At 73.0% G+C, this 2,432-nt stretch carries 1 protein-coding gene and 1 pseudogene; both read right to left on the reverse strand.

Annotation, left to right across the window (positions count from 1 at the left end; translation table 11 throughout):
• Positions 1–292: 292 nt before the first annotated feature.
• Positions 293–1,135, reverse strand: coding sequence for a uracil-DNA glycosylase (locus RWX45_RS08920; RefSeq protein ID WP_316023379.1), 843 nt, complete (start codon positions 1,133–1,135; stop codon positions 293–295).
• Positions 1,135–2,432, reverse strand: a pseudogene (locus tag RWX45_RS08925) (DEAD/DEAH box helicase); the annotation flags it as partial. The gene RWX45_RS08920 and the pseudogene RWX45_RS08925, both read right to left, overlap by 1 nt.

Raw genomic sequence — 2,432 nt, forward strand, 5'->3', positions numbered from 1 at the left:
CCTCCCGTCGATGTCGCCCCGCAACCCCCACCGTCCGAGCGCCCACAGCGCGCCCGCCCGCCTGTGTCGGCCGGTAACCAAGGCCCGCCCGAGGCACCTCACGTACCCCACCCGTCGACGTCTACTACGCCTGTTCACGGTCTACTACGCCACTTCAGGGTCCGCTGAAGGCCTCCCAGCCCTTCAACACACCCTTAACAGGCGTACTAGACGGCGAAGTAGCGTAGTAGAGCACCCCGACGACGGCGCGCCGCGGTCGGTCCGTTCACAGGCCCGCCAGGTGCTCGGCCGCTTACAGGCCAGCCAAGTACTTGGCGGTATCGAGCACCGCATCGAGCATGTCGGCGGTGAGCCGCCCGGTGAAGGTGTTCTGCTGGCTGGGGTGGTAGCAGCCCAGCAATACCACCTCGCGTCCGTCGGGTCGGGTGAGCCTCGCCTGCGCCCCGTGGCCGAACTTCGGTTTGGGCCGGGGCGCGTCCCACCCGGAGTCCCGGACCGTGCGCAGCGTGGTATCCCAGGCGATCCCGCCCAGCGCCAGCAGCACGCGCACCCGCGGCAGAAGGGAGACTTCGCGGGTGAGCCAGGGCGCACAGGTGGCGCGTTCGGTTGCGGTGGGCCGGTTGGCCGGTGGGGCGCAGCGCACGGCGGCCCCCATGCGTACGCCCATGAGCGCCTGGCCGTCGCCCGCCGCCTGGGAGGTCGCCAGCCGAGCCAGGCCGGCGCGGTGGAAGGCCGCGAACAACCAGTCGCCGGAGCGGTCTCCGGTGAACATGCGTCCGGTGCGGTTGGCGCCGTTGGCGGCCGGCGCCAACCCGACGACGTAGATGCGGGCGTCGTCTGGCCCCAGGCTCGGCACCGGCCGTCCCCAATAGGGTTCGTGAGCGAAGGCGGCGCGGCGTCCGGTCGTGGCGACCTCCTCCCGCCAGGCCACCAGGCGCGGGCAGGCGCGACACACGCTCACCCGCGCGTCCAGATCCGCCAGGATGGTGCCATTCGCTAGCCGCTCGACGTCGTCGGCGCAAGCAGCCACCGGGGTGTCGGGGTCGGCCGGGTCATCGGGCCAGCCCGTGCCGGGCGGTACGGGCGAGTCGAAGAACTCCCCGGTGATCGGGTGGCGTGCTCCGGTGCGGCTCATCACCGCCTCCGATACGGGTCGATGTACAGGCGCATGCCCTTGGGATCGCGGACCAGACCTACGCCCTGCAGCAGCTCGCCGACGGCCGGGTTGAGCGCCGAGATCCCGTTGAGGGATTCCACCACCAGTTTCCTGGTGGTCCCGGGCCGCCCGGCCACCTCGGCCTGCACCGCCACCAGTGCGCGCAGCGCGGACTCCAGCTCCGGCAGGTCATGCGTGTAGCAGGTGAGAGTGCGCAGGTGCTCGGCGGCGTACAGCACCGGTCGGCCGCCTGCGAGCACCAGGCGGGTGCCCTGCCGCGCCGTCGGACGCGGCAACCGGGGTGCCCGCGCGGTCATCGCGGCCTGCGCGGCCCGCGATTCAAGGCCGGGCGGCAGCGTCGGCTCGGGCCAGGCGACGACGCCGCCCACCAGGCAGGCCGGGTCCTTGAGATCCACGACGACTGGCGGCTCCGGGGCTCCCTCCCCGGTGTCGGCCAGGGAGCGCAGGCGATCGACAGTCTCCCGGCCGGCGAACTGGGCCGGCCCGAGCCCAGATACGAACCGCCCCCGCAGTACCGCGCCGGTGTCCTCCAGACGTCGTAGCACCGGCAGCACCGGCCCCAAGCCTCCGGGAACCCCGGCGGCGAGCGCCACGTCCCGGGTGATTACCCCGTAGCGGTCGAGCAGGGACTCGACGACGGCGAGAGCCTGCTCCTCGTCGCTCACCTGCGCGGGCCGGATGTGCCGCCAGCGCGCCGCAGCCAGCACGGCCGTGAGCTCCGTGCGGCCCTGGGTGGCGGCGGCCTCGTCGCTGTAATGGCCGCCGGTCGGCATAGCCCGCCCGGTGCGATAGCCCGCGCGATAGCCGCCGTAGCGGCGGACGCGACGACTCCTCACCCGGCGTGCGGGGGATGCGGACGGCCGGGGCTGCAAGGCCATGCGCACCGGCTGGAAGGAGTCGGCGGTCAACCGCCCGGCGCGCACCAGCTCCCATTGGTCGCTTCCGTCCAGCGTGCCCGGTTCCGCTCGCGTCTCGCCCACCGGTGCGAAGGGTGAGTCCGAGGGAAAGAAGGCGATATCACCGAGCGCGGCATCGCCGCCACCGGCCGGCGTCGAGGCGGCATTCGGCCCCAAGTCCGCGGTGGCCCCGTCTTGTCGGCGGCAGACCCAGATCACCTCGCCGGAGGCCACGAGGTCGTCGAGCATGGCGGGGCGGTAGTCGGCCACGCGCGCCGGGAAAACCACGGTTTCCCAGAGCTCGGCGGGCAGCCAGACGCCCTCAAGCGCCGCGATTGCCTCCGCGAGCGCCTCCACGC

Origin of the sequence: Actinomyces sp. MRS3W (genome assembly GCF_032465695.1) — a bacterium.
In the GTDB taxonomy this organism is placed as follows: Bacteria; Actinomycetota; Actinomycetes; order Actinomycetales; family Actinomycetaceae; genus Actinomyces.

Bases quoted from the DNA above. Each gene is read 5' to 3' on its own strand.
- RWX45_RS08920 (WP_316023379.1), bottom strand. From the start codon at position 1,135: ATGAGCCGCACCGGAGCACGCCACCCGATCACCGGGGAGTTCTTCGAC.